Raw genomic sequence first — 3072 nt, 5'->3', positions numbered from 1 at the left:
AGCTGCAGTCGCTGTGGCTCGGCCAGTCGGCGCCCCTGTCGCGAGGTCGCACGGCGGCCGAAGTGTTCGCCGAGCTGGTGGCGGGGCTGCCCGGCTGATCCGACCGGCAGCGCGTGCTCACTCGCGAGGGTCAGAGGATGCTCGCGAGGGTCAGAGGATGACGGTCGAGCGGCCGTGCACGATGACACGGTCCTCGGCGTGCCACTTCACCGCGCGAGCGAGGACATACCTCTCGACATCGGCACCGCGCCGCTGCAGCTCCGCAGCCGACTCCGCGTGCGTGACTCGAGTGACGTCCTGCTCGATGATCGGGCCCTCGTCGAGGTCTGCGGTCGCGTAGTGCGCGGTCGCGCCGATCAGCTTCACGCCGCGGTCCTTGGCCCGTGCGTACGGGTTCGCGCCGATGAACGCCGGCAGGAACGAGTGGTGGATGTTGATCACCGGGGCTCCGAGGCGCTCGATGAAGTCGTCGGTGAGGATCTGCATGTACCGGGCCAGCACGACCAGGTCGACGTTGCCCTGCAGCAGCTCGAGCTGGCGGGCCTCCATCGCGTCCTTGTCGCGCGAGGGGATGTGCATGAACGGCACGCCGAACGAGCGCACCGACTCGGCGAGGTCGGGGTGGTTCGAGATCACCATGGTCACATCGATGTCGAGCTCGCCGCGCTGAGTGCGCCAGAGCAGCTCCAGCAGGCAGTGGTCGTACTTCGACACGAAGATCGCCACGCGCTTGCGCTTCGACGTGTCGTGCAGCGACCACTCCATGCCGAAACGGTCCGCGACGTCGGCGATCGACGCCTCGAGCTCGGGACGCTTCGCCGAAAGCCCCTCGAGATGGATGACGGTGCGCTGGAAGAACCGGCCGCCCTCCTCGTCGGTGGAGTGCTGATCGAGGGAGATGATGTTGGCCCCGTGCGCGGCCAGCACTCCGGCGACAGCCGCGACGATTCCCGGCTGGTCGTCGCAGGCGATGAGAAGGCGTGCGGCGTCGGTGTGCGGCATGGATGCTCCTGAACTGGGGTGTCTGTCGATTCTGCCCGCATCCTGCAGGCCGCGCCCAATCGTTACCCTTGACGGATGGGTGCGACTCAGGAGCTGCTGCGGGATGCGCGGTCGCGCCTGGTCGGCGTTCCGCGCGAGTCTCTCGGCCGCGAGCGCACCTCGCGGTGGCGTGCCGATCGGATCGTCCCGGCGGGTTCCGCCTGGCATCTCGGGGTGCTGCTGCTCACCGACGACCGCGTGCTGTCGACCGTCGAGATCCTGCGCGCTGCCGACCCCGTGCGCCGGGGATACACGGCCGAATCCGCGCGGGCCAGAGCGGAGCGTCGCGCGCAGGCGCGCAGGGGCGGCTTCGCCGAGGGCGAGGTCGTGCACGTGGGCTGGCAGGTGCTCGACGTCGCGGCGGTGGATGCCGGCGGGGAGTCCGGACCTCTCGCCCTGCTCGACGGGGTGCCGGGCGTGCGCTGGTCGCCGGGCGGTGCGCTCGTGCCGCTGCGCGGGTACCTCGACGAGCGGATCGCCCTCGCTCTCGGCCCCTGATCCCTCCTGGGTTCCTGAGCCTGTCGAAGGGCCGAGTTCAGCCTCGTATCAGTCCAGGGAACCGCCGCAGCAGATCCTCTCCCTCGACCGATGCATCGAGCACGGCGCGCTCGGTGCTCTCGTACTCGCGCGGGTCGAAGTAGCCGGATGCTCGGTACACGGCCATCCGATCGGCGAAGTCCTGCGGTGACGCCTCGGGGTGGAACTGCGTGGCATACAGCCGCTCGCCGACGCGGTAGGCCTGCACGGTGCAGGCGGGGTTCGTGGCCAGCAGCACCGCGCCGGGAGGGGTCTCGCGTGCCGACTCCTTGTGCGCGGTGAACACCGACATGCTCGGAGCGCTCGGGCCGAACAGCCGATCCGCCATCCCGGCATCCGTGAGATGCACGGTGGTCGCGCCGGCCTGCTCGGGCTGAGCGGTGTGCACGCTGCCGCCCAGCATCCGTGTCACGACCCCGATGCCGTAGCAGGTGAACAGCGCGGTCGCGGCGCCGTCGAGCACGCGCTTCGCGATGCGCTCGAGGTCGTGCTCGACCGCCCTCTGGTGCTCGCCCTTCTCGGCATCCGTCACATTGAACGGCGACCCGCCGATGACGAAACCCTCGTACTGCTGCCACTCCACCGTCTCGAGAGAGGCGTGCAGAAGATCGATGCGGTCGAGTGCCGCCAGGCCAAGCCCGCGACGGAACGAGCGGTGCTCGGCATCTGCCGCGCTCCGTTCGGGTCGAACGCAGACGTACAGCACCGAGGACATGCGCCGAGTCTATTGGCCGGCATGCCGCAGGCCGCGCTGACGACTCAGCGCGACGAGTTCGCGGTGCGTCCGCGCACGATGCCGACGAATGTCTCGACGTCGGGTGTCGTCGCCGCGCGCGGCCACGCCAGGGCCACCGTCGAGGTGCGTCCGCCGAGGAGCGGGCGGTAGTCGACGTCCTTGCGGTGGTGCAGCCGAGCGAGCGACATCGGCACGACGAGGATGCCGACGCCCGAGGCGACGGTCGCGACGGCATCTTCTGTGGAGCCGATCGTCGGGAACGACGGCGCCTGCGTGGGCAGATCGAGCGGGCCGAGCACGTCGTCGCCCGGGGTGATCAGCACCTGCCCGGCGAGGTCGTCCGCGGTGAGCCGATCTGTCGCCATCAGGAAGGAGTCGACGGATGCCACGACCACGGGAATCTCATCGTAGAGCGGGATCACGTGCAGGTCATCGCGGTCATCGAGCGGCAGGCGCACCAGAGCGGCATCGAGGTCGTCGACGGCCGCACGCTGACCGGCGACCGCGATGGGCACGAGTTCGATGTCGACCTGCGGCATCCGCCCTTTCCAGGCATCCACCCACTTGCCCGGGGTGGCGCCGGGTATCACGCCGAGGCGGAACACGCGCGGTGTCTCATCGATCGGAGGGGTGGGTGCGGGCTGCGGCGAGGGGCGCGGAGTGCGCTTCTGCGCCGGCTTCTGCGCCGGCCTCTGCGTCTTCGCGGGGCGCGGCCGCCCGCCCTTCGGAGCGCGGCGACGGTCGTTCTTCACCGGTTC

General features: G+C 70.1%; 4 protein-coding genes. 1 reads left to right on the top strand and 3 read right to left on the bottom strand.

The window, feature by feature from the left end; translation table 11 throughout:
- Positions 1 to 150: 150 nt before the first annotated feature.
- Positions 151 to 1002, bottom strand: coding sequence for a formyltetrahydrofolate deformylase (purU, locus tag RT309_RS14555; protein ID WP_313358183.1), 852 nt, complete (start codon positions 1000 to 1002; stop codon positions 151 to 153).
- A gap of 75 nt (positions 1003 to 1077) precedes the next feature.
- On the opposite strand from purU, the gene RT309_RS14550 reads away from it, so the two are divergent.
- Positions 1078 to 1539, top strand: coding sequence for a glutaminase (locus tag RT309_RS14550; RefSeq protein WP_313358181.1), 462 nt, complete (start codon positions 1078 to 1080; stop codon positions 1537 to 1539).
- 37 nt (positions 1540 to 1576) lie between these two features.
- Here RT309_RS14550 and RT309_RS14545 read toward each other — a convergent pair whose 3' ends face one another.
- Entirely contained in the window at positions 1577 to 2293 is a 717-nt protein-coding gene (locus RT309_RS14545; protein ID WP_313358180.1) for a glutamine amidotransferase-related protein, read from the bottom strand.
- 44 nt (positions 2294 to 2337) lie between these two features.
- Positions 2338 to 3066, bottom strand: a complete 729-nt coding sequence (locus tag RT309_RS14540) for a LysR substrate-binding domain-containing protein (protein WP_313358185.1) — start codon at positions 3064 to 3066, stop codon at positions 2338 to 2340.
- Positions 3067 to 3072: the final 6 nt, after the last annotated feature.

The sequence above is a fragment of the Microbacterium sp. genome (assembly GCF_032084865.1).
Classification (GTDB): Bacteria; Actinomycetota; Actinomycetes; order Actinomycetales; family Microbacteriaceae; genus Microbacterium.
Note: the sequence above shows the minus strand (reverse complement) of the source record. Positions and strands in the feature narration are given on the sequence as shown.